The 22,717-nt window shown below is 69.1% G+C and carries 20 protein-coding genes and 2 tRNA genes; 10 read left to right on the top strand and 12 right to left on the bottom strand.

All coding sequences use genetic code 11. The annotated features are described in order from the left end of the window. The first annotated feature begins 69 nt into the window (after positions 1–69). From N7L95_RS05580 to N7L95_RS05545, 8 genes are all read left to right on the top strand, one after another. Positions 70–453 carry a DUF3455 domain-containing protein gene (locus N7L95_RS05580; protein WP_301258828.1) on the top strand — a complete coding sequence of 128 codons (384 nt, stop codon included), beginning with the start codon at positions 70–72 and terminating at the stop codon, positions 451–453. Between the two features lie 230 nt (positions 454–683). Then, a complete protein-coding gene (locus N7L95_RS05575) occupies positions 684–1,514 on the top strand; it encodes a response regulator transcription factor (protein ID WP_301258827.1) in 831 nt (276 codons plus the stop codon). A gap of 114 nt (positions 1,515–1,628) precedes the next feature. Continuing rightward, positions 1,629–4,337 (top strand): glycoside hydrolase family 3 protein, encoded by a 2,709-nt coding sequence (locus N7L95_RS05570; protein WP_301258826.1) that lies wholly within the window; start codon positions 1,629–1,631, stop codon positions 4,335–4,337. Positions 4,338–4,766: 429 nt separating this feature from the next. Further along, positions 4,767–5,801, top strand: coding sequence for a LacI family DNA-binding transcriptional regulator (locus N7L95_RS05565; RefSeq protein ID WP_301258825.1), 1,035 nt, complete (start codon positions 4,767–4,769; stop codon positions 5,799–5,801). 191 nt (positions 5,802–5,992) lie between these two features. Further along, the gene (locus tag N7L95_RS05560; protein ID WP_301258824.1) at positions 5,993–6,721 is read left to right on the top strand and encodes a hypothetical protein; all 729 of its coding nucleotides are present in this window, start codon (positions 5,993–5,995) and stop codon (positions 6,719–6,721) included. Then, the gene (locus N7L95_RS05555; RefSeq protein ID WP_301258823.1) at positions 6,718–7,353 is read left to right on the top strand and encodes an RES domain-containing protein; all 636 of its coding nucleotides are present in this window, start codon (positions 6,718–6,720) and stop codon (positions 7,351–7,353) included. Before N7L95_RS05560 ends, N7L95_RS05555 begins: the two co-directional genes overlap by 4 nt. A 339-nt stretch (positions 7,354–7,692) precedes the next feature. After that, positions 7,693–8,307 (top strand): PAQR family membrane homeostasis protein TrhA, encoded by a 615-nt coding sequence (trhA, locus tag N7L95_RS05550; protein ID WP_301258822.1) that lies wholly within the window; start codon positions 7,693–7,695, stop codon positions 8,305–8,307. A 32-nt stretch (positions 8,308–8,339) separates the two neighbouring features. After that, a complete protein-coding gene (locus N7L95_RS05545) occupies positions 8,340–9,266 on the top strand; it encodes a DHH family phosphoesterase (RefSeq protein WP_301258821.1) in 927 nt (308 codons plus the stop codon). Here N7L95_RS05545 and N7L95_RS05540 read toward each other — a convergent pair. After that, positions 9,248–9,796, bottom strand: coding sequence for a M15 family metallopeptidase (locus N7L95_RS05540; protein ID WP_301258820.1), 549 nt, complete (start codon positions 9,794–9,796; stop codon positions 9,248–9,250). The two genes, N7L95_RS05545 and N7L95_RS05540, sit on opposite strands and share 19 nt — an antisense overlap. Before the next feature lie 20 nt (positions 9,797–9,816). Then, complete coding sequence (locus N7L95_RS05535) at positions 9,817–10,023, bottom strand: hypothetical protein (RefSeq protein ID WP_301258819.1); 207 nt, start codon at positions 10,021–10,023, stop codon at positions 9,817–9,819. 317 nt (positions 10,024–10,340) lie between these two features. Between N7L95_RS05535 and N7L95_RS05530 the strand changes: the two genes are divergently transcribed. After that, complete coding sequence (locus N7L95_RS05530) at positions 10,341–13,223, top strand: TonB-dependent receptor (protein WP_301258818.1); 2,883 nt, start codon at positions 10,341–10,343, stop codon at positions 13,221–13,223. 364 nt (positions 13,224–13,587) lie between these two features. Here the strand turns inward: N7L95_RS05530 and N7L95_RS05525 are convergent, their stop codons facing one another. The 7 genes from N7L95_RS05525 to N7L95_RS05495 form a co-directional block, all read right to left on the bottom strand. Beyond that, entirely contained in the window at positions 13,588–14,163 is a 576-nt protein-coding gene (locus N7L95_RS05525) for a hypothetical protein (RefSeq protein ID WP_301258817.1), read from the bottom strand. Further along, complete coding sequence (locus N7L95_RS05520) at positions 14,160–14,645, bottom strand: C40 family peptidase (RefSeq protein WP_301258816.1); 486 nt, start codon at positions 14,643–14,645, stop codon at positions 14,160–14,162. Before N7L95_RS05520 ends, N7L95_RS05525 begins: the two co-directional genes overlap by 4 nt. A 229-nt stretch (positions 14,646–14,874) precedes the next feature. Beyond that, entirely contained in the window at positions 14,875–15,399 is a 525-nt protein-coding gene (locus N7L95_RS05515) for a tautomerase family protein (RefSeq protein WP_301258815.1), read from the bottom strand. A 179-nt stretch (positions 15,400–15,578) separates the two neighbouring features. After that, complete coding sequence (locus N7L95_RS05510; protein ID WP_301258814.1) at positions 15,579–16,574, bottom strand: GlxA family transcriptional regulator; 996 nt, start codon at positions 16,572–16,574, stop codon at positions 15,579–15,581. Positions 16,575–16,759: 185 nt separating this feature from the next. Beyond that, positions 16,760–16,835, bottom strand: a tRNA-Asn gene (locus N7L95_RS05505). A 129-nt stretch (positions 16,836–16,964) separates the two neighbouring features. Then, positions 16,965–17,040: transfer RNA gene (locus N7L95_RS05500), tRNA-Asn, on the bottom strand. Positions 17,041–17,073: 33 nt separating this feature from the next. Further along, complete coding sequence (locus N7L95_RS05495; RefSeq protein WP_301258813.1) at positions 17,074–19,215, bottom strand: TonB-dependent siderophore receptor; 2,142 nt, start codon at positions 19,213–19,215, stop codon at positions 17,074–17,076. Positions 19,216–19,727: 512 nt separating this feature from the next. Between N7L95_RS05495 and N7L95_RS05490 the strand changes: the two genes are divergently transcribed. Next, positions 19,728–20,063, top strand: coding sequence for a hypothetical protein (locus tag N7L95_RS05490; RefSeq protein WP_301258812.1), 336 nt, complete (start codon positions 19,728–19,730; stop codon positions 20,061–20,063). 272 nt (positions 20,064–20,335) lie between these two features. Here N7L95_RS05490 and N7L95_RS05485 read toward each other — a convergent pair whose 3' ends face one another. The 3 genes from N7L95_RS05485 to cobA form a co-directional block, all read right to left on the bottom strand. Further along, on the bottom strand, positions 20,336–21,472 hold the full coding sequence (locus N7L95_RS05485) for an NAD(P)/FAD-dependent oxidoreductase (RefSeq protein ID WP_435870062.1): 1,137 nt from the start codon (positions 21,470–21,472) through the stop codon (positions 20,336–20,338). Between the two features lie 21 nt (positions 21,473–21,493). Next, positions 21,494–21,817 carry a ferredoxin FdxA gene (gene fdxA, locus N7L95_RS05480; RefSeq protein ID WP_301258810.1) on the bottom strand — a complete coding sequence of 108 codons (324 nt, stop codon included), beginning with the start codon at positions 21,815–21,817 and terminating at the stop codon, positions 21,494–21,496. A 118-nt stretch (positions 21,818–21,935) separates the two neighbouring features. Next, positions 21,936–22,712, bottom strand: coding sequence for a uroporphyrinogen-III C-methyltransferase (gene cobA, locus N7L95_RS05475; RefSeq protein WP_301258809.1), 777 nt, complete (start codon positions 22,710–22,712; stop codon positions 21,936–21,938). Positions 22,713–22,717 lie beyond the last annotated feature (5 nt).

Raw genomic sequence — 22,717 nt, 5'->3', positions numbered from 1 at the left:
TGCCTCGCGGCGGCCACCTTCGGCGCGCGGGCGGCCGACGGGCCGGCCCTGCCCGCCGATGCGGTACCCATGCTGAGACTGCAGGCGGGCGGCGTGCTCATCTATGAATGCCGGGGGCGCCCCGCAGGCCATGGCTGGACGGTGCTGGCGCCCGAGGCGGTGCTCTTCAACGAGCAGGGCGCGACCGTCGGCACCCTGCACGCGGGGCCGACGTTCCAATGGGCGGACGGCAGCCTCGTGCGGGTCGCATCCGGGCCCGGGGTGCTGCAGCCGGGGGCCGTCCTGCCGGTGCGGCAGGTGTCGGCCACCGGCAGGCTGGCGTCGGTGACCGCCATCGTCACCCTGCAGTCCTCCGGCGGGGCCGCGCCAGGGCTGCCCTGCGATGCCACGCATGCCGGCCGGCAGGCCCGGGTGGATTTCAGCGCCCTTTACGCGGTACACGGCAGGCCGTAGCCGGGAGCAGGCGCCGGCCGCGTCGCGGCAGACGGGTCAACCCCTGGTTCATACCCCCCTAATCTGTACCCTCTTTGGTGGGAACCTCGGCGAAGTGGGAGTTCCTTAACGGGTACATCAACACGGGAGCCCAGCATGCCGAAGTTCGATTGCAGGATGGATACGGCCGGCCGCCAATTGCCCACTGCCTCCAGGCGCCATGGCCAGCACGGTCTGCCACGGGAGGCAGCATGAAGATCGCACTGCTGTTCGGTCGACGCCTCTCGCATCTCCTGGTCACCGAAGCGCTGCAGCAGGCCGGCATGCAGGCCGCGGCGTTCACCGATGTCCAGGCCCTGTTGGGCGCCCTGCGCCGCGAAGACTTCGATGCGGTGGTGCTCGAAGACGATGAAGAGCAGACCTCGCTGTGGCTGTGCATGCTGCAGATGCAGGGGGCGGCCGGCCTGCCGCGCATCGTGGCCGGTGGGCTGGGCGGCGCCGGGGTGGCCAGCGCGCTCCAGCACGGCGCCAGCGACTACGCCAACATGCAGTCCGGCGCAGCGGAGCTGGTGTCTCGACTTCACGCGCATGTGCTGCTGCGTCGCAACGCCGGTGGACAGCGCCGCCTGTGCACGGCCGGCTTCGTGCTCGATGCCAAGACCCAGGTGCTGGCCGGCGAGGGCGTGGAGGTCTGCCTCACCGGCCGCGAGTTCGCGCTGGCGTGGACCCTGTTCGCCAACGCCGGCCGCGTGGTCAGCCTGCCGGCCCTGGGCGCCCAGGTGTGGGGACGTTCGGTCGACGTCTGCAAGCGCACCATCGAGCAGCATGTGTACAAGCTTCGCCGCAAGCTCGCCAGCGAAGGGATACGGGGCGTGCGCATCCAGGCCGCCTATGCGGTGGGCTACCGGCTCGACCTGGACGAAGCGCCCGCCACCGCCGGCCGCCCCGACCCCGCCGACCATGTGCCGGGCCCGGGCAGCGGGCGAGCGCAGCGCCGCTCGCCCGCCCTTCCAGGAAGGCTCGCGATGGAAACGTCTTCACACGTTTCTCATCAGAAGATAACCGTTCAGCTAGAAAGTTAATGTCTCGTTCAACAAAGTGCTTGTAAACGTTTACACGATTCTTTATGGTGTGCGGGCGCGTGGCGGCCGCTGCGGCGGTCGGCACGGCGCCCCGACAACCATGGAGGATGACAAATGCAGAAGGAACGAGCGACAAGGCGGGCCTGGTCCGCGATCGCGCTGGGCTGCCTGGCGGCATGCCTGGTCACCGCTTGTGGCGGTGGAGGTGGCGGCGACGGTGACGGCGGCCGCCCGGGTGGTGGTGACGGCGGTCCGCCACCCGGCGGCGACACGGTGCTCAAGGACTGGCCCCGGGTGGAAAGCCGCATCCCGCGCGACCCGGCGATCGAGGCCCGGGTGGAAGCCCTGCTCGCCACGATGAGCCTGGAGGAGAAGGTCGGCCAGATGACACAGGTCGAGATCCAGGAAGTGACGCCGGAGGAAATCCGCCAGTACCACATCGGCTCGGTGCTGAACGGCGGCGGCTCCTTCCCCAACCAGGACAAGGGTGCGGCCGTGGAGGACTGGCTGGCGCTGGCCGATCGGCTGTGGGAGGCTTCGATGCATCCCGACAACCCGCATCGCATCCCCTTGATCTGGGGCACCGACGCCGTCCATGGCCACAACAATGTGAAGGGCGCGACGCTGTTCCCGCACAACATCGGCCTCGGGGCGGCGCGCGATCCGGAGCTGATCCGCCGCATCGGCGCGGCGACCGCCCGCGAAGTCGCCCGCACCGGCATCGACTGGGCCTTTGCACCGACGCTGGCGGTGGTGCGTGACGATCGCTGGGGCCGCACCTACGAGGGCTATTCCGAAGACCCGGAGATCGTGGTGTCCTATGCCGGCGCGATGGTCGAGGGCCTGCAGGGCCGGCTGGCGCAAGACAGCCAGCCCAATGAGCGCGTGGTGGCCACCGCCAAGCACTTCCTGGGCGACGGCGGCACCCGGGACGGCAAGGACCAGGGCATCACCCAGGTCACCGAGAGCGAACTGCTGAACCTGCATGCGCGTGGCTACATCCCGGCGCTGGAAGCGGGCGCGCAGACGGTGATGGCCTCCTTCAACAGCTGGCAGGATGCCGCTCAAGGGGAGGGGGCCAAGGCCTACAAGATGCACGGCAACCGCTACCTGCTGACCGGCGCGCTCAAGGAGAAGATGGGCTTCGACGGGCTGGTGGTGTCCGACTGGAACGGCATCGGCCAGGTGACGCGCGACAACAGCGACTCGCCCACCGACTGCAGCAACAGCGACTGTCCGCAGGCCATCAATGCCGGTATCGACATGGTGATGGTGCCCTACCGGGCGGACTGGAAGCCGTTCATCGAGAACACCCTCAAGAGCGTGCGCAGCGGCGTGATACCGCAAGCCCGCATCAACGATGCGGTGCGGCGCATCCTGCGCGTGAAGCTGCGTGCCGGCCTGTTCGACAAGCCCAAGCCGTCGGCCCGCCTCGCTTCTCGAGAGGTGGGGAGCGCCGAGCACCGCGCCCTGGCCCGCGAGGCGGTGCGCAAGTCGCTGGTGCTGCTGAAGAACAACGGCCGGGTGCTGCCGCTGGCGCGCAATGCGCGCGTGCTGGTGGCCGGCAAGAGTGCCGACAGCCTGACCAACCAGACCGGCGGCTGGTCGCTCACCTGGCAGGGCACCGGCAACAGCAACGCCGACTTCGGCGGCGGCACCACGCTGTGGCAGGCGATCCAGAAGATCGCGCCGCAGGCCGAGCTCGACACCAGTGCGGACGGCGCCATGGGCAGCCCGGAGCACGATGCCGCCATCGTCGTGATCGGCGAGACACCGTATGCCGAGGGCGTCGGCGACATCGGCCGCAGCCGCACGCTGGAGCTGAGCAAGCTGCGCCCCGAGGACATCAAGGTGATCCAGGGCCTGCGTGCCCGCGGGGTAAAGAAGATCGTGACGGTGCTGTTGTCGGGCCGGCCGCTTTACGCGAGCAAGGAGATCAATGCCTCGGACGCCTTCGTGGCGGCCTGGTTGCCGGGCAGCGAGGGCGACGGTGTCGCCGATGTGCTGTTCCGTGCGGCCGATGGCAGCGTCAACCAGCCTTTCACCGGCAAGCTCTCGTATGCCTGGCCGCGCTCGGCCTGCCAGACGCCGCTGAACCGCGGCGACGCCGGCCACGATCCGCTCTACCCGTACGGCTACGGCTTGCAGTACGGCAGCGAAGCCGACCAGGGCGTGCACGACGAGACCAGCGGCACCACCGGCTGCGGCCAACAGGACGGTGGAGGCGGTGCGACCGAGCCGCTGCCGCTGTTCGAGGGCGGCGCCGCGCAGGGCGACTGGGTGATGCGCATCGGCGCGCCATCGAACTGGGGCGTGCAGGTCACGCTCAGCAGCAGTGCCGCCACCAGCACGCCGGGCGGCGAGCTGCAGGCAGTGCCGGTGGACGACAAGGGCGGTCGGCAATGGGCGGCCATCAAGGCCACCTGGCGCGACAGCGTGGGGCAGATCTACCTGCAGAGCGCCGACCAGAACAACAAGCGCGACCTGCTGTCCTACCAGGGCTCGGGCGGCGCCCTGGTGTTCGACCTGCGCGTGCTCAGTGCCCCGACGCATGCAGTGAAGCTGCGGGTGGACTGCGGCTATCCCTGCCTGGGCGAGATCGACGTGACACCCATGGTGCAGGCCCTGCCGGCCAACAGCTGGACCGAGGTGGCCGTGCCGCTGCAGTGCTTTGCCGATGCCGGCACCGACATGACGCTGGTCAACACGCCTTTCCTGATGTCCACCGAGGGCCGTTTCGAAGTGGCCCTGGCCAACATGCGCTGGGAGCCGAAGCGCACCGCGACGGTCCAGTGCGACGGCACGCCGGCAGCGGCACCGTAGGCGGCTGAGGGGCCGGCGCAAGGGCCTTGCGAAGGGCCCGGCACGCCGGCCTGCTTCCCGGCGGGAACAGCGGCGCAGGAGCACGCGCCGGCGACCACCGGCAGGCACCGGCAGGGGCCGGCTCCACCTGCCGCAGCCCGATGCTCAGCCGGAAGCCGGACAGCCTGCGGGCGGGCCGCAGGCTGTCCGGTCGCCTCCACGCGCATGTGTTCGGCCTATTCGCGGCTCAAGCGGGACGCGCTCGGGGGCGCCATCGTGGTCGCCAGCCGGCCGAGTTCCGCTTTCGCCGCGAACCGGGCGGTTCTCGCAAACGGCGACGGTTCGCCCGCAACCGCCATGAGCGTCGAGGGCAGGGCGGCCATCGCTCGCACGACGGCCGCCTCTCGACTGCCGGGCCCATCGATACAATCGCGCGGCACCGAGCTGCCCATGAACGCCAGAGCCCCGCGCCGCAAGCCCCCCACCGCCGCTGCTGTCACCACGGTGGAGGTGGCGCGTGCCGCGGGCGTGTCGGTGGCCACCGTATCGCGCTTCCTCAGTGGGGCCACGCCGGTCTCGCCAGCCAAGCGCGAGGCGATCGAGGCCGCCATCGCGCGGCTCGACTTCAAGCCCAACCTGCTGGCCCGCAGCCTCAAGCGGGGCCGCTCGATGACCGTGGGCGTGCTGACGCAGGACGTCAACAGCCCCTTCTTCACCGAGACCGTGCTGGGGGTGGAATCGGCCCTGCAGGGCAGCGGCTACGAGCCGCTGGTGGGCAGCGTGCACTGGAACCCCGCCGAAGAGGCGGACCGCATCCGCCGCTTGATCGCGCGCCAGGTGGACGGGGTCATCGTGCTGGTCGGCAGCCTTGACGATGCGCAGCTGCTGAAGCTGGCCGAAGATGTGCCGATCGTGCTCACCGGTCGCGCCCTCCAGTCAGGCAGGGCCTGGGGGCTGCGGCTGGACAACGAGGCCGGCGGCTACCTGGCCACGCGGCATCTGCTGGAGCTGGGCCACCGCGAAATTGCACACATTCAGGGTCCGGCGCACAGCATGGACACCGTCGAGCGGGTGGCAGGCTGGCGCCGTGCCTTGCAGGAATTCGGCCTGCGGCCCGACAAGCACCTGCTGGTGCAGGGCAATTTCAGCGAGACCGGCGGGCTGCTTGCCATGAACCGGCTGCTCGACAGTGGTCGCAGCTTCAGCGCCGTGTTTGCAGCCAATGACCAGACCGCGTATGGCGCGCGGCTGGCACTCTACCGGCGCGGCGTGCGGGTGCCGGATGATGTGTCGCTGATCGGCCTGGACGACCTGCCTGCCTCGGTCTTCACCACACCACCGCTGACAACCGTGCGCCAGCCGATGTTCGAGGTCGGCCAGCTGGCGGCCCGGGCGCTGCTGCAGTTGATGGATGGCCAGCCGGTGACCGTGCAGGTGCCGCAGCTGAGCCTGGTGGTGCGGGAGACCACGGCGCGGGTGAGATGAGGACCGGGGCTTCGTGCTCGCCCTGCGCGTCACGCTGGCGGCGGAGGCCGCCAGGGTGGCAGGAGCCGTCGCGGTGCTGCCGCCCGAGGGCGCGCGGAAGCTGGACCCGGTCCCGCGGCTGCCACCCTGGGTGGCGGCGGCAGCGCTAGACTGGACCGACCCTGGATTCCACGGCCTGAGCCGTCCTGCTCGTGAAGCTTGCCTCTCCCGCTGCCCCGCCTGCGCCCGGCCGCAAGCGCGCCACGTCCGGGCCGCTGCCCGTGGTGGACAGCCGCGACGCGACCCTCATCGCCGACTTCGCACGCCAGCTGCACCGCCGCCTCGACGCCCCCGGCCGTGCAGTGCTGCGCGCCTGCGTCGAGGACTGGCAGCAGGCCGCCCAGCACCACCGTGACCGCCGGGCACAAGCACTGGCCGCCGCCTTGGCGCAGGCCTTGCCGGCCTCCCGCAGCCGGTCGGCCCGCGCCCGCCCGGCCGCTGCCACGCCACTGCCGGAAGCGCCGCTGCGGCTGTTGGAGTCGGTGTCGGCACGGGAAGCCGCCGGCCGCCTGCAGGCGCCCCTGCCGCAAGTGCAGGAGCGCCTGGCGCAGGGCCGGCTGATGGCCATCCGGCCCTCCGGCAGCGCGCGTGGCGTGCGGCTGCCTTGCTTCCAGTTCGAACTCGCGGTGCCGCCCCGCGCGGTGCCTGCGTTGGTGCAGCTGTTCCGCGAACGTGGCATGGAGCCCTTGCTCTGGAGCTTCGTCCAGGCGGCCGATCCCCAGTTGGCCGGCTTGTCGCCGGCCGAGGTGCTGGCGGCCAAGGCTTTGCGCGCCGCGCAGCTCGACGAAGTCCAGCAGCACCTGCTGGCCGGCACCGGCCCCCGCCGGCAGAAGGCGGTGCTGGAGGCCGCGCGCGCCTACCTGGCCGACCTCGCCGCATGAGCCCCGCCTTCGACGCCCGCTCGCTGCTCGACGCCCAAGGCTGGCTGGGCCGCGGCCGGGTCGACCTGCTGGGCCTGCCCGCCGGCACCCGGCTGCACCGTGTGTGCCGGCCGGGTGCCGCCCCCTTGGAGCCCGCACCGCCTGCCTGGCGAGATGGCCGGCTCGACCCGCCGGCGGGCCACAAGGAGCGCTACGGCGTGCTCTATACCGGCAGCAGCCGGCTCGGCGTGTGCATCGAGGCCCGGCGGCTGGTGCAGGCGCGTGACAGTGACCGGCTGCAGGTCAGCGACCCCCTGCCGCCCGGCCGCCTGTGCACCCTGGCGGCGCGCAAGAGCCTGTTGCTGGTGTACCTCGACACGCTGAACAACGCCCAGCTCTTTCGTTGCCCCGACAGCCAGCGCAGCCACTACGCGCACTGGCAACGGGTGTCGCTGCGCATCTGGACGCTGCTGCAGCGGCATCCCCACCGCTTCGGGCCGGTGGCCGGCATTGCCTACCGCTCCTTCCACCGCAACAGCCCCTGCCTGAACGTCGCTGTCTTCGAGCCGGCCCGCGCGGCGCTGCAGCTGGTGGGCCGCCCGCGCTCCCTCACGCCGGCGTTGCTGCAGCAGGTGCTGGCCGAGGAGGGCTGAGCCGCGGGCAGGGCGCTGTCCGCTACCCGATGGCCGCTACCCGATGGCCGCTACCCGATGGCCGCTACCCGATGGCCGCTACCTGATGGCCGCTACCTGATGGCCGATGACCTGGCACCGGCGCGCGGTTTGCTTCGGCCTTCTTTGACGTCGGTTCAGATGTTCTTCATCGAAACCATGCATCCTGCGCCGGGGCGGGAATCCTTCCAAAGGAGGAGGGATGCCTGCGGGATTCCTGCGTATTGGGGATGTCGGGACGGCAGGGCGCGGCGTAATGTCCGTGCACCGGTGTCGAAACCGGTGCCATCCCCGTCTTCCTTCTTGCGTTCTGGAGCGGTCATGTATCACGGCGAACGATTCAACAGCTGGACCCATCTCGCGGGCTTTGCCCTGGCCTCGGCCGGTGCGGTGGTGCTTGTCGACGCGGCGGCCCGGCAGGGGGACGTCTGGAAGCTGGCGAGCTTCAGCGTGTTCGCCGCGACCATGGTGATCCTCTACGCGGCATCGACCCTCTACCACAGCGTGCGCGGGCGCATCAAGTCGCTGCTGGCCAAGGCCGACCACTGCGCCATCTTCCTGCTCATCGCCGGCACCTACACTCCCTTCACCCTGGTGACGCTGCGCGGACCCTGGGGCTGGACGCTGTTCGCCGCCGTCTGGTCGCTCGCACTGCTGGGAATCGTCATCGAAGTGCGCAAGGGCCGCGACTCCGAGCCCTGGGTGCCGCTCTACCTGATGATGGGCTGGCTGGTGGTGCCGGCCGCGGTGCCCCTGCTGGAGCGGCTGGCCGCCGAAGGGCTGGCCTGGGTGGTGGCCGGGGGCCTGCTCTACAGCGTCGGTGTCATCTTCTATGCGAAGAGCGAAGCGTGGCGCCATGCACATGGCATCTGGCACCTCTTCGTGCTGGGTGGCAGCGCTTGCCACTATGTGGCGGTGCTCAACTTCGTGGGCTAGAGCCAGCGGCTGCGGCCCGCTACCATGGGCACATGAAGCAGTACAGCCATTCCCTCGCAGTGCCGGCGGTGCCGGACCGCCAAGACCCCGCGCCCCTGATCATCTACCACGGCCGTTGCCCCGACGGCTTCGGTGCCGCGCTGGCCGCCTGGCGGTTCTTCGGCGGCCAGGCCGAGTTCCTCGGCTTCGAGCACCGCCAGGAGCCGCCGGACGTGACTGGCCGTGCGGTCTACATCCTCGACTTCTCCTTCCCGCTGGAGGTCATGCTGCGGCTCGATGCGCAGGCGGCCAAGCTGGTGATGCTCGACCACCACAAGAGCGCGGCCGACAAGCTGGGCGGCTTCCGCTGCCGCTGCGGCGCCATTCATTTCGACATGAAGAAGTCGGGCGCCCGGCTGGCCTGGGAGTTCTTCTGCGCCGACGCGCCGCTGCCCGACCTGGTGCGCTACATCGAGGACCGCGACATCTGGAAGTGGGAGTTCCCGGAGAGCCGCGCCTTCCTCGCCGCGCTCGACATGGAGCCGCAGGACTTCGCGCGTTGGTCGGAGATCGCCGCCTTCACGCCCCTGCAGGTGGCTGCCTTCATCGAGCGCGGCCGGGCCATGGACGAGAAGTTCCAGCGCCTGGCGCAGGAGATCGCGTCGGCCGCGCTGCCGATTCGCTTCAACGGTGCCGACGGCCTGATGGTGAACGCCCCGGGCGCCTTCCACAGCGACATCGGCAACCTGCTGGCCGAGCGCTGCGGCAGCTTTGCGCTGCTGTGGAACATCGCCAGCAGCGGCAAGGTCAAGGTGGGCCTGCGCTCGGTGGGCGAGTTCGACACCATCCCGCTGGCCGAAAGCATGGGCGGCGGCGGCCACCGCAACGCCACCGGCTTCGTGATGGAAGTGCAGCGGCTGCCGGAGCTGCTGTCCGGCGTGTTCGAAGCCGTGCCCCGCGCTCAGCCGGACGGCGGCTGACGCTCGGCCTCGCCGTGGTAGCACCAGTGCCACGGCTCGTAGTCGTAGCCGCCGGCATGGCCGCGTGGATAGGACAAGCAGAAGCCGAAGCGTCCGGCATGGCGGCACAGCCAGCCGAAGGCCGGCGTCTGCTCGAAGGCCTCCTGTAAGGGCCTGCTGCCTGGCGTGCCGAGGTCGACCGCGCAGCCACCATGGTGTTCGCTGTAGCCGGGCGGTGCGTTGACCCGCAACACCGCTTCAATGCTGGCGCCTGCCGCCAGCTTGCGCCGGAAGATCTGTGCCTGGCGGTCGATGCTGCGGAAGGCCGATACCAGCTGCAGCTCGATGCCGTCATCGCGCGCGGCGGCCTTCATGCGTCGCCAGGCCTGTGCCGCGGCCGGTAGCAGCCGGTGCTCGCGGCCGTCGTCGCCGCGCTCGACCACCTCGAGCTCGGTGGCTTCCGGGCACACCTGCAGCCCGCGCAGCGCCGGCAGCTGCGGCGAGAAGCCGAGCTCCTCGGCAATGGCCTGCAACTGCTCGGCCAGCGTCATGGTGGTGGCAGGCGGCGGCTTCAGCCGGCCGTGCCGCAGCGCGGCTGGCAGACCTTCTCCACACGCCCCAGCAGGCGGCGCGACATCAAGGCCGCGGCGCTGCGGTGGCGGCCGCACAGAAAACACGAGCGCAACTGGCCCATCCCGCGGAACGGGGAGCCACCGGCCTTGCTGTGATAGCGCAGGCCATCGTCGGCCACCTGAGTGATCTCGGGATTGTTCAACACACGGACCTCCAGCGGATGGTGCCGGAGGGCGGCAGCAGGGGCCGCACCGGCGCCTTGCAGCGTAGCACTGCCGCGTGACAGGCTCGCGGCACGGCGCGCACCGTGGCGTGCGGCTTGGCCCAACAGGAGCGGCACAGCCTGAGCTTCACAGCAGGAGCGGCACAGCAGGAGGGCACTGCGGCAGGGCCTGCAGCGGCACGCGGCCTGGCCACTGTTGCATCGGGAACAGCGCTGAACACAAGGTAACGCCGTCGGCGGTGAGCGGCTCCTAGCATGCCCGAAAGCAGGGGGTGGGCGGGATCTAGAAAGGCTGGAGTGTGAGAGACAACACCCGTTTCCAAGTGCGTGCGCTGGCCGCCGCCGCGCTGGTATGTGCGGCCGCCGGCGCGGTGGCCCAGGTCAGCAGCGCCACGGTGCGCGGCGTGGTGCGGGCCGAGGGCCAGCCGCGGGCCCAGGTCACGGTCACCGCCACCCGGGTGGCCACCGGCCAGGCCACCCGCACCACCAGCCGCAGTGACGGCAGCTACGTGCTCACCGGGCTGGGGCCGGGGGAGTACCGCATCGAGGCACGGGGTGAGGGTTTTCCCGGGACAGTGCAACAGGTTGAGCTTCGGGTGGGGCAGGTGCTGGCCCTCGACCTGGGTCCCACGGCGCAGTCGCAGGTGTCGCTGCAGGCGGTGGTCGTGACCGGCTCCCGGCTGGTGGACAACAAGACATCGGAGGTCGGCACCTATGTGACGCCGCGGCAGATGGAGCGGCTGCCGCAGGTGACGCGCAACTTCCTGAGCTTTGCCGAGCTCGCACCCGGCGTCAGCTTCACCACCGCGGACGAAGGCAGCACCCGGCTGCAGGGGGGCGCGCAGCGCTCCAGCGGCGTGAACGTGTTCATCGACGGCGTGAGCCAGAAGAACTACGTGACCCAGGGCGGCATCAGCGGCCAGGACTCCAGCCGCGGCAATCCCTTCCCGCAATCGGCCATCAGCGAATACCAGGTGCTGACGCAGAACTACAAGGCCGAGTACGACCAGGTGACCAGCGCCGCCATCAGCGCCGTCACCAAGTCCGGCACCAACCGCTTCCAGGGCGAGGTGTTCGTCGACCACACGCGCGGCAGCTGGCGCGCCTCGACCCCGCCCGAGAAGAAGTCCGGCGAGAAGGTCGACAGCAGGCAGACCCAGTACGGCCTGACGCTGGGCGGACCCATCGTGAAGGACAAGCTGCACTACTTCATGGCCTACGAGCGCAAGGACAACCGCGATCCGCAGACGGTGGAGGTCGGCGCCGGCCGTTCGCTGGCCGACCTGCCGCGCCAGTACCACGGGCTGGTGGGGCCGGTGAGCGTGCCTTTCAAGGAAGACCTCCTGTTCGCCAAGCTCGACTGGGCGCTGGACGATGCCCAGCAGGTCGAGCTGTCCTTCAAGTACCGGGACGAGCGCGAGACCACCAACCTGAAGCAGCAGAACAGCGAGCCGTGGTCGACCCACAAGAACAACGACGAGACCCGGCTGGCCCTGAAGCACCAGTACACCGCGGATGCCTGGGTCAACGAGGCCCGGCTGAGCTATGAACGGTCCTACTGGAACCCGGTGGCCGCCCATCGGGGTCCGGGATTCCATTTCACCACGCGCAGCCTGAACGACCAGGGCGAGTTCACCAACGAGCAGTCGGTGCTCAACGTGGGCGGCGGCGAAGACTACCAGCGCAAGGGCCAGAAGGGCTGGGCGCTGCAGGATGATCTGACGCTCACCGACCTGCAGGGACATGGCCGCCACGTGGTGAAGATGGGGGTGAAGCTGAAGTCGATCGAAGTCGACGCGCGCGAACAGCAACCGTACAACCCGCAGTACTACATCGACGTCGCCAATGGCGATCCCAATCCCTACAAGCTCAAGGCCGGCACCGTGCTGCCCGGCTCGGCCAACGGCGGCGCGCGTTCGCGCAACACCCAGATCGGCGTGTACGTGCAGGACGACTGGGACCTCAATGCCCACCTGACGCTCAACCTCGGTATGCGCTACGACTACGAGCGCAGTCCCAGCTACCTCAAGTACCGCACGCCCGACGCCGTCGTGCAGGCCTTGACGCGCGGCGAGTATGCCGAGGCCCTGCGCCGCGGTGGCGTGGACGTCAACGACTACATCAGCGACGGTCGCGAGCGCAAACCCTTCAAGAAGGCCTTCCAGCCGCGCCTCGGCTTCTCCTGGGACCTGGATGCCGACCAGCGCCAGGTCATCTATGGCGGCTATGGCCGGGCCTATGACCGCAACCTGTTCGACTGGCTGCAGCTGGAGCGTACCAAGGGCAGTTTCCCGACCCGGGAGGTGCTGTTCGGCCCCGGCGAATGGAACGACAGCTACCTGACGCCCGAGGGCCTGGCCGGCCTGATCGGCACGCAGTCCAAGCCCGAGATCGTGTTGATGAACAACAAGCTCAAGGTGCCTCACTCCGACCAGTTCAGCCTGGGTTTTCGCAAGGCGCTGGGGCAGTGGAGCACCGACATCGGCCTCTCCCATGTGCGCAGCAAGAACGGCTTTGCCTTCCTGTTGGGCAACCGGCGGCCGGATGGCCGCTTCTTCGCCCCCGGCACCAGCTGGGGGGCCCCCTTCGGCCACCAGCCCGCCAGCTACGGAAGCGTGCTGCTCGGCACCTCCGGCCTGGAGTCTCGCACCACCGCCCTGTATGTGCAGGCGCAGAAGCCCTATACCCGGCTGAGTGGCTGGGGGCTGACGCTGGCCTACACCTATTCCCGTGCGAAGGAGAACCGCGACTTCGAGCAGCACTACGCACTCGACTATCCGGACCTGAAGGGATATGGCTGGAAGCCCTCATCCGCGGTGTCCAAGCACAAGCTGGTGGCGGCGCTGATCCGCGACCTGCCGTGGTGGGGCCTGGAGGGCTCGGTGCGCCTGAGCTATGCCTCGGGCCGGCCCCAGTACTACGTCAACGAGACGCGGGGGGCCAACCACTTCTTCATCGACCAGTTCAAGCGTGGCAGCACCCGACAGGTGGACGTGGCGCTGGGCAAGGAATTCCCGGTGCGCGAAGGCGTGAAGCTGCGGTTGCGGGCTGACGTGCTGAACCTGTTCAACGCCCGCAACTACCACCTGTACAAGACCTCGCAGGCGGAGTTCGGCCGTCCGGATGGCAGCCTGTCCGGGCCGCCGCGGACGGTGAAGCTGTCGCTGGGCGCGAGTTGGTGAGAGAGGAGGGGGCATGTCCTGCGGACACGGGCCCGGATGCGTGGACACCGGCGGAGCCAGCGCATCATCGGGGTGGCCGCAGGCCGCACGGTGTGCGGCCAGGCCCCTGCAGACCTCTCCCGACCCGAGCTGCACGGCCGGCTGGCCGCGGCAGGGAGCAGCGTCCGAGGCGCCATGGCAGGCGGATGATGCCGACCCGTGGCCTGCACACCGCCCGTGCCCCGGGGGGGCGACGCCGCCGTACCGCCGAGTGGATCGGCCGTTGACCCGGCGGCGCTCGAGCGACTGCCGAAGGGCAGGTGCGCAGCTCCAGGCGGCAGCCGGCCTTTGAGCAGGCTTTCAAGCTGCCCAAAGGCCTCGCTGCTTAGCGCAGCTCGATCACCGACTGCTGCTCGAACAGCACCAGCACCCGGCCCGGCTCCACCGACAACAAGGTGGCCAGCGGCGATTCCAGCTTGTCACTGGTGCAGTTCACCGAGCCGGTCTTGACCGGGTCTTGGCGCAAGCCGAGCTGGCGCGGCGTCAGCTTGGCCTTGCGCGGCGGCAGGCCGAGGTTGACACGCTGCGCGACGTCCTTGGCTGGCAGGGACTGCAGGCGCACGCTCAGCTGGCCATCGCAACTGTCGGCGAAGGGCGCGGAGAAGGTCTGCTCACCGAGCGCCACCTCCTTGCCTTTCAGGCCATCGAGAAAACGCCGCGTCTCCTCGCTGCAGCCGGCCGGGCAGCTCACCGCCTCGATGCGCCAGGCCGTTTTCGAGAAGACGGCGTCCGGCGCTTGCCGGTCCTCGGGCACAGGCGCGCTGTCGCTGTGGCTGGCGACCTTCATCCCATGCTGATGCTGCGCACCGTGCGCCGCCTCGCAAGCCTGAGCCGGACCGAGCGCCAGCAGCAGGCCGGACAGGGCCACGGCAAGGGTGGGAGCCAGACGGCGTCGGGTCATGCGTAGGCTCCGAAGGACATCGACATCCGGCCCAGCGTCGTCGCGCTGGGCGAGTTCGCCTTCAGGCGGCGGTACTTCTTGGTGCGGCCGCCCCAATAGGTGTTCTTGAACTTCACCTTTGCGACGCCGGTGCTGGACTGTGAGCCAATCCAGTGGTCGGCATCGAGCACGAAGCCGATGTGGTTCACGGCGCCACCCGAGGCCGGGAAGATGATGATGTCGCCCGGCTGGCGATTGGCTTCGTCCACGTCTTCGAACAGGCTGCTGTTCATGTAGCCCGCCACGTTCGTCTCGAATGCAGAAGCGGCGTTCGGATAGAGCTGCTTGAGCACGTGGGCCACGAAGCCCGAGCAGTCGAAGCCGTCCGTCGTCTTGCCGCCGTAGACATAGGGCTTGCCCGCCACGAGCTGGGCCACCTCGGTGGCCTTGGTTGCGATGCCTTGTCCGTCGACGGCTGCGATGCTGGGAGTGATGTTTGCCATTTGATTCTCTTCTAAACCACCGCCCCACCTCCTCTGGTGCGGCGAAAGCGAAAGTCTAGCGAGGCGTTACAAAAGGGTGTATTCCTCCTTCTAGGGGGGCGGGTACGAAAAGCGCACACTTCTGCGCCTGGCTGCCTGGCTGCCTGGCTGCCTGCATGCGTGCAGGCGCCCACCCCGCGCGTGGCGACGCGGCCGCGGCACCCGGCTTGCCGCCCGCCGGATCGGTCGTTCACCCATGGCCGCGCGCCGCGCCGAGTGCCGCTTCCAGCAGCGCGATCGCGTCACCGCGGCGCTTTCTGGCAAGGCGCTCCACGCCCACCGCCCGGGCGTCGGCACCTCCGAAGAACGCCATGATGTCGGGCAGCCGCCGTATGACACCTCGGCTGCCCCAGCCTCCATCCTCGACCTCCGTCGGAAACACCCAAACCCGGGCGCCGACCTCCTCGAGCGGTGAACCTTCCGCCCTGGCGACCGCGGCGGTGACGTCGCGCACGAGGCCGGCGCGTGCCTCGTCGGTGTACTGGCCCTCGGGAACCGTTGGCGTGATGCGGTAGATGGGGGCGGGCGCCGGAGCGCCTGAGCGATAGATCTGTGCCGGTCGGTGGACGAAGATCCAGGTGACATCGCGAACGCGCTCCTGGGTCGGGTCCATGCCCTCGTGGCGAATCAGGAGGTCGGTGAGCTCGCGCATCAGGGTCGCCTCGGAAGCCGGCTCCAGGGCCCCGTCCGGAATGTACACATCGATCATCGGCATGGCGGTTCCTTTCCTTGTGGGTACGTCGTTGCTGTGGACTGCTGCCAGTGCAGCCTGCAGAACGAGTATCAAGAAGGGGGCGCCTTGGCAGAAGTGGCCGGAATGCCATCTTCGGGGGCGATTCGGCCAACCAACCCCGGGGCGCGTCGTCCTTCGTCCTGAGGACCGGTCTTTGCCGCTCAGCGCCGGCCAAAGCGTCGGCGGTACTCGCTGGGGGTGACTCCCGTGTGGCGCTTGAACAATTCGCGGAAGGTGGCGACATCGCTGTAGCCGATCCGTCCGCAGACCACCTCAGACGTGGCCCGTGTGGTCTCGAACAGTCGCTTGGCCATCTCGATGCGAAGCGACTGCAGGTGTTTGACAGGCGGCTCGCCGAGTGCCTGCTTGAACCGGCGGTTCAAGGTGCGCTCGCTGACGGCCAACTGGCGACTGAGCTCGGAGATGCTGATGCCCTCCTTCAGGCGCTTGGCCATCCACCGCTGCGCCTGCGCAACGAGGTCGTCCCCATGCTCGAAGGCTCCCTGCAGCCCGCCGGCGTAGGGGCTCTGCAGATCCCGGTGCCTGTCGATCAGCATGAGCTTGGCGGTGTCCATGGCCAGCTTGGCATGCGCCAGTTTCTCCACCAGGCGCAAGGCGAGGTTGTGGTAGGACGTGACGGCAGCGCTGCACAGGATGCCTGCCTGTTCAGTGACGATCTCTTCGGGTTTCAGCCGCACGTCGGGATAGCGTGAGCGGAAGGTGGCGGCTTGCGACCAGTGCGTGGTGGCCGCCTTGCCATGCAGCAGTCCGGCCTCGGCAAGGAGAAACGAACCGGTGCAGTAGGTCGCCAGCAGGGCGCCGCGCTCGTGCTGGCGCTGCAATGCAGCCAATAGCGGATCCAGGGCGTGGCGGGAGGCAAGAAATCGGATGGCGTCCGGGACAAAGGGGCCGGTCAGCCAGATGGCGTCCGCACTGGCACTTCCACTGATCTGTCCGTCGACCGGGAGGATCTGGCCCGAGGCGGTCCTGACCGGCTTTCCATCGAGGGACTCCACCTTCCATTGCAACAGGCGGCTTTGCGGCGCCGGGTCGCTGCCGAGCGTCGCCAGATGGTTGGCGGCCAAGAAGATGTCGACCGGCGCGGCGACGCCCGAGGAAAGCGCGCCGTCTACGGCCCAGATGCGTACAAGCGGCATGGTGGGTCAGGAGCGCCGTGCCTGTGCCAGATCCACTGTATGAGGAGGGCGCGGCCGGCAGCGGTGGGCCCATTGCGCAGGGCCGATCGCGCGGTGCCAATTGTGCCCGTCGGCACCCGCAGCGCTCATGCGCCACGACACACCAAGAAAAAAGCCACAAGTCCTTGCGAACTTGCGGCTTTGTCTGGCTCCCCGACCTGGGCTCGAACCAGGGACCTACGGATTAACAGTCCGGCGCTCTACCGACTGAGCTATCGGGGAATGGAGGCATGAATTATAAGCCTGACTCTTTTTCTCTCACCCTTGGCCTCCGGGAGAGAAAAAGCCTTGCGATCAACGCAAGGCCTTCAGTCGAGGAAGCCTGTTCGGTACAGGCTCACTCAGCATTCTTGGCTCCCCGACCTGGGCTCGAACCAGGGACCTACGGATTAACAGTCCGGCGCTCTACCGACTGAGCTATCGGGGAATCGAGACCGAGATTATAGGCAGATTCTTAAGATCACTGCAAGTCAGTTTGCAAGGAAACAAAAAACGTTCTTGGCGCCATCGGGTAGAGGTAGACGTGGCCGAACTGGTTGGGCGACTCGCGCCACGCCCGCTTGTCGGTCACGTTCTGCACGCCGGCGCGCCAGCGCAGGGTGCTGCCTTGCCACTTGTTCTCCTGCACCAGGCCGACGTCATAGCGGGTCCAGGAGGGGATGTGGATGCTGTTGTCCGGTAGCACCTCGCGATTGCTTTCGTGAACCAGCGCAGCGAGCAGGCTCAAGCCCTCCCACTGGGGCACCCGGTAGCGGGCCTGGGCCTTCAAGGTGCGCTCGGGCACGTTGACCGGGCGCTTGCCGCGCAGGCTGGTGTCCAGGCTGCCGCGGCGCTCGGCATCGAGGAACATCGCGCTGGCGTCGAAGCGCCAGCGCTCCCATTGCATGCCGAAGTTGCCTTCCAGCCCGCGGTGGCGCGCCGTGCCGTCGAAGCGCCAGGTGCACGGGCTGTCGGCGCTGCAGCCGGCGATCGGGCGGTCAATGTCGAACAGGCTGACGCCCCAGTCGATGCGACCCGCATTGGCCTTCACACCGAGCTCCACCTGTCGGCTCTTCAGGGGCTTCAGGGCTTCGCCGGCGTTGGTGTACCGGTCGCTGCGGTTGGGCGTCACTTCCGACTCGACGCCACGGCCCCAGCTGGCATAGGCGTGGTGCTGAGGCGCGAACTCATAGCTCAGCGCGGCCCACGGCGTGGTGAAGGACTGGTCGTAATCCGTGGGCCGGGAGCCGTCGGTGCGGACGCTTTCGCGGTCCAGTCGCGTGTGCCGCAGGCCCAGCCAGGCGGTCCAGCGGGGCGCCAGCTCGATGGCGTCGTTCAGGTAGAACTCGGTGGATCGCTCGGTGCGGTCGGTGAACTGGTCCGGCCCTCCCGCGGAGCGCGGGACTTGGGTGCGGCCATCGACGGTGCCGGTCCCGGCGATGTCGTTGACCTGTACCGGCCCGCGCACCTTGTGCCGCGAGACCAGCACGCCGGCCCGCGCCGTGTGGCGCAGCGGCCCGGTGCTGAAGCGGCCATCGGCGAACACGTTGGCCGACCGGGTGCGGCGGCGCTCGTTGTCGCTGACGAACTCCCACACGGTGAAGCTGCCGTCTTCGGCATATCGGTCGCAGGGGTTGCAGTTGTAGTCCGCGTCGTACACGCCGTAGGGAAAGGCCAGCCGGTCGTCGGTTTCCAGGTGCTGGAAGCCATAGTGCGCAGTCAGCTTCCAGTCGGCATTGAGGCGGTGCTGCAGGCGCAGCGATCCGGTCGCGCCTTCCATCACCACCGGCTGTGTCCACGACTGGTTGTTGAGGTTGATGCGCGGGTTGACCGGGCGCGGCAGCCGGTCGCCCAGCAGGCTGAAGCCGGGCTGGCTCGGCTGGCTGCGCTTGCTGAGCTCCACTTCGGCCTCCAGCACGGTGTCGGGGGTGAGCTGCCAGTCGCCGGCGACGGCGAGCAGGCGGCGATGGCCCTCGGCGTCCCGCAGGTGCGGGTCGAGGTGCTGGTAGGCCGCGTTGATGCGCAGGCCGAAGCGCTGTTCGCTGCCGAAGCGCTCGCCCACATCGGCTGCCAGGCCGAAGGTGCCGGGGCTCTCGTAGCCGATCTCGAGGCTGCGCACCCGGCCCTGCGGACGCTTCACGACATGGTTCACCAGTCCGCCCGGTGCGCTGGTGCCGGCCTGGATGCCGCTGGTGCCCTTGAGCAGTTCCACCGAGGCCTTGTTGTCCAGCGGGATCGAGGTTTCGGCGCTGATCGGCAGCCCGTCGCGGCGGTAGTTGTACTTGTTGTCCAGCGTGAAGCCCCGCACGCTGAGGTAGTCCCAGTAGCCCTGCGAGTTGTAGGAGTCGCTGACGCTGGCGTCCAGCAGCGTCAGGTCGGACAGGCGGGTCAGCCCGCGATCCTTCAAGTCGTCCAGCGGCACCACACGGGCCTGGAAGGGCGACTTCGCCAGGGGCAGGTCGCCGAAGCCGGACACCGCGGCCCGTGAGGTCGGTGCCTGCCCGCGCACGGTGACCTCGGGCAGTTCGGCCGGGCCGGAGGCTTGCGCCATCGCCGCCGGGGCCAGCAGGCAGGCCAGCGCCACGGGCGTCAGGCGCAGTGAGTACGGGTGGTGGTTTGCCATCGTGCAGTCCTTGTTCGATGGCAGGGGAGAGGTCGGCCACGGCGGCGACTGATGCGGGCCGTGGATGCCAACAGCTTCCCTGCGCGAGGATTACCTCGGGCCTGCCAGGTGAACGTTCCGGCGGGCTCAATCAGGTTCAAAGGGTTTTTCTCAGCCGGCCCGACCAGGCCAGCACCCCCAGCAAGTGCCATCAGCGGTGCTGATGTGCGGGCCGCATTCTAGCCAGCGCCTCGCAGCAAGAAGAAGCGGCCGGCCTGGCCTGTGGCGAAAGTGCTGATGCCGGTCAAGCGCTTTCGGTGCCGGCGTCCGCGCCGCTGGCGTCCGGTGCCGGCCATCGCAACTTCTCCGTGGCGGCGCTCATCCTGGGCGCGCCTTGCGCGCCGTCGTGGGCGGGCGGCCGGCGCGCAAGTGGCGGGGAATCACCCCCGTTCCTTGCATCCACGCGCTTTGATCAGGCCGGCAGACTACCTATACTCGCCCGACAACTTCAAGCCGTAGAAAGGCACGGTTGTATGCTCGACGGCAGCGAGGTAGGAGAGCGTGACGGCACACTGGATGCCATTGTCATCGCGGCCGAGGGCCGGGCGGCGGTGTGCGAGCAGCGTGTCTTGCGTCTGCGCGAGGCCGGGGGCGACTCCCGGTACGCAGAAGCAACGCTGGCACTGTCTCGGGAGCATCTTGCGATCGTGCATCGCATTCGCGCGAACCTGCTCGGCCTGTCACAGCAGGCCCGAGAGCTGGAGGTGCTGAGCCGGAGCGCCCAACTGCAGTTCCAGCTGATCGCGAAGCCAAGTCACGCCGAAACCGCCGCGGCGCGCCGGCCTTTGACCGGTCACTTGATCGGCTGATGCCGGCGTTGCAGCAGCGCCGGTGATCGCCCTCCCGAAGTACCGCGCTTCACCGTGCCGGATCGGGCCAGCGTGGAGCAGGAGCGAAGTCGGCGAGCCGTTTCCCCGCCTCTCCATCGCTTCATTCACTGCCCGTAGCGCCACCAGGAACGCGCGGCCGAACCGCAGCGGGGCGCCACCGGGGGCACAGCGGGCCGCTGCACCACAGCGCTGGGCACTGGAGCGCCGCGCCAGGCGGGGCGCGGTCAGGCCGGGAGGCACGGGCCGCTGGCTCAGTCGTCGAATACCGGTGTTTCCACACCGAGCACCTTGTGCAGCTTCGGACTGGTGGTGGTGTATTGCAGCTGCACCCGCTTGTCGGGGAACACATAGGGGGCCGCACCAAAAGCCGCCAGTGCTGCTTCGTGGAAACCGGACAGGATGAGCTTCTTCTTGCCCGGGTAGGTGTTGATGTCCCCCACCGCGAAAATGCCCGGCACGCTGGTTTCGAACTTCTCGGTGTCCACCACCACTTGGCGGCGTTCGAGTTCGAGCCCCCAATGGGCGATCGGGCCCAGTCGCGGGCTCAGGCCGAAGAACACCAGGAGCATCTCCAGCGGCACGATGCGGGTCACGCCGTCGCTGCCGGTGACCTTCAATCCGGTGAGCCGGCCGTCACGCTCCTCGATGCCGGTGGCCTGGCCGATGATGAGCTGCATGCGGTGCTCGTCGCACAAGGCGCGCATGCGCGATACCGAGGCCGGCGCGGCACGGAAGTCGTCGCGTCGGTGGATCAGGATGACGCTGGCTGCCTGCTGTGGCCCGTCTTGCGCGAAGTTGAGCGCCCAATCCAGGGCGGAGTCGCCGCCACCGATGATGACCAAGTGCTTGCCGGCAAACTGGGAAGGACTGCGCACGCGGTAGAACAGCTGCCGCTCCGCGTAGGCCTCGATGCCTTCCACCTTCAGCGTGCGCGGCTGGAAGGCACCGACGCCCGCCGCGATGAACACGGTCTTGGCGATGAACCGGCTGCCGCGAGAGGTCTCGAGGTCGAAGCGACCGTCCTCGCGTCGGTCCAGGGCCGCCACTTCCTGGCCCAGATGCAGGGTGGCGCCAAACGGCTCGATCTGCTGCAGCAGGCGTTCTGTCAGCTCGCGGCCGGTGCACGCCGGGACCGCGGGAATGTCGTAGATCGGCTTGTCGGGATACAGCTCGATGCACTGACCGCCAGGGTAGCCGAGCGAGTCAATGACATGCGCCTTGATTTCCAGCAGGCCCAGCTCGAACACCTGGAACAGGCCCACCGGGCCGGCGCCCACGATGACGGCATCGGCCTCGATGGGGGCCGGGCGGGCGTCGCCGCTGCCCGGGCCGGGCTCATGCGCGCTGACAGCGCCGGTGGTCGGCGGGGCGTCGGACATCGGCTCCATGGGGGCGGACACCGATGCGGCTCAGCGCTGCAGCTCGGGCAGCTTGCCGGTCTTGTCCTTCCACTCCTCGGCGTCGGGCAGGGCGGCCTTGCGCTTGGTGATGCTGGGCCATTGTTTGGCCAGGTCCGCATTCAGCTGGATGAAATGCTGCTGGTCACCCGGCACGTCTTCCTCCGGCAGGATCGCGTTGACCGGGCACTCGGGGATGCACACCGCGCAGTCGATGCACTCGTCCGGATCGATGGCCAGGAAATTGGGGCCCTCCCGGAAACAGTCCACCGGGCACACGTCCACACAATCGGTGTACTTGCAGCGGATGCAGGCCTCGGTCACTACGTGAGTCATACGGGTCTCGTCTGTGGTTGACAGTTGTTCTGGCGGGCGCCACTGGGGGCGCTTTGGCGTGGGGCCCCGGACGTGCCGGCCGGGCCGGCGCGCCGCGCGGGAAATCGAGCGGCCGATTTTAAGGCTTGAGGGTTTTCTCGGGGGCTTGATGCGGCGCAATGACCTCGCAGGCGGCCGGCTCGCCAGGCTGGCCCTCGGCCGCGGGCAGCGGGGTCGCGCCGGCCCCCACCACCACCACGGTGGGGCGCCCGGCATGCAGCACGCCGGCCTGCACGAGTTGCTCCACCGTGTGGTCGCTCTGCAACTGGTCGGGCCAGCCGGCACGCGACACCACGCTGGCGGGTGTGTCGGCCGGCCAGCCAGCCTCCTGCAGGCGGCGGGAGAGCGCGGCCAGCTGCTTGCCCGCCATGTAGAACACCTCGGTGTCGGCGCTGCGGCTGGCATGCAGTTCGCCGCTGCGTGTCATCGCGGTGGCCAGGCTCACGCTGCGCCCGCCACCACGCCGCGTGAGCGGACGGCGGGTGCCCGCCGCGGCGGCCAGCGCGGCCGTGACGCCAGGCACCACTTCAGCCGCGAGGCCGGCCGTGGCGACGGCAGCCAGCTCTTCCTCCAGCCGCCCGAAGACGCTCGGATCGCCGCCCTTCAGGCGCACGACCAGGGCATGTTCGCGCGCATGGCGCACCAGCAGGGCGTTGATCAAGGCCTGGCCGGTGCTGTCGGCGAAGCCGCGCTTGCCCACATCCAGCCAGCGGGCCTGGGGCGCCAGCTCGCGCAGGGCCGGATCGGTGAGGGCATCGAACAACACGACATCGGCCTGGGCGAGCAGGCGCGCGCCGCGCAGCGTGATGAGGTCGGCCGCCCCGGGCCCCGCGCCGATGAAGACGACCTTGCCCATGCCCA

This window comes from Eleftheria terrae, assembly GCF_030419005.1.
Classification (GTDB): domain Bacteria; phylum Pseudomonadota; class Gammaproteobacteria; order Burkholderiales; family Burkholderiaceae_C; genus Caldimonas; species Caldimonas terrae.
This window is presented reverse-complemented; position numbering and strand designations above follow the sequence as displayed.

Coding starts and splice junctions, on each gene's coding strand:
- cobA (WP_301258809.1), bottom strand. CDS start 22,712: ATGGGCAAGGTCGTCTTCATCGGCGCGGGGCCCGGGGCGGCCGACCTC.
- N7L95_RS05540 (WP_301258820.1), bottom strand. CDS start 9,796: ATGACGCTGGCCGAGCAGTTGCAGGCCATTGCCGAGGAGCTCGGCTTC.
- N7L95_RS05525 (WP_301258817.1), bottom strand. CDS start 14,163: ATGACCCGACGCCGTCTGGCTCCCACCCTTGCCGTGGCCCTGTCCGGC.
- N7L95_RS05495 (WP_301258813.1), bottom strand. CDS start 19,215: ATGGCAAACCACCACCCGTACTCACTGCGCCTGACGCCCGTGGCGCTG.
- N7L95_RS05575 (WP_301258827.1), top strand. CDS start 684: ATGAAGATCGCACTGCTGTTCGGTCGACGCCTCTCGCATCTCCTGGTC.
- N7L95_RS05515 (WP_301258815.1), bottom strand. CDS start 15,399: ATGCCGATGATCGATGTGTACATTCCGGACGGGGCCCTGGAGCCGGCT.
- N7L95_RS05485 (WP_435870062.1), bottom strand. CDS start 21,472: ATGGAGCCGATGTCCGACGCCCCGCCGACCACCGGCGCTGTCAGCGCG.
- N7L95_RS05555 (WP_301258823.1), top strand. CDS start 6,718: ATGAGCCCCGCCTTCGACGCCCGCTCGCTGCTCGACGCCCAAGGCTGG.
- N7L95_RS05565 (WP_301258825.1), top strand. CDS start 4,767: ATGAACGCCAGAGCCCCGCGCCGCAAGCCCCCCACCGCCGCTGCTGTC.
- fdxA (WP_301258810.1), bottom strand. CDS start 21,817: ATGACTCACGTAGTGACCGAGGCCTGCATCCGCTGCAAGTACACCGAT.
- trhA (WP_301258822.1), top strand. CDS start 7,693: ATGTATCACGGCGAACGATTCAACAGCTGGACCCATCTCGCGGGCTTT.
- N7L95_RS05510 (WP_301258814.1), bottom strand. CDS start 16,574: ATGCCGCTTGTACGCATCTGGGCCGTAGACGGCGCGCTTTCCTCGGGC.
- N7L95_RS05490 (WP_301258812.1), top strand. CDS start 19,728: ATGCTCGACGGCAGCGAGGTAGGAGAGCGTGACGGCACACTGGATGCC.
- N7L95_RS05545 (WP_301258821.1), top strand. CDS start 8,340: ATGAAGCAGTACAGCCATTCCCTCGCAGTGCCGGCGGTGCCGGACCGC.
- N7L95_RS05520 (WP_301258816.1), bottom strand. CDS start 14,645: ATGGCAAACATCACTCCCAGCATCGCAGCCGTCGACGGACAAGGCATC.
- N7L95_RS05580 (WP_301258828.1), top strand. CDS start 70: ATGCTGAGACTGCAGGCGGGCGGCGTGCTCATCTATGAATGCCGGGGG.
- N7L95_RS05570 (WP_301258826.1), top strand. CDS start 1,629: ATGCAGAAGGAACGAGCGACAAGGCGGGCCTGGTCCGCGATCGCGCTG.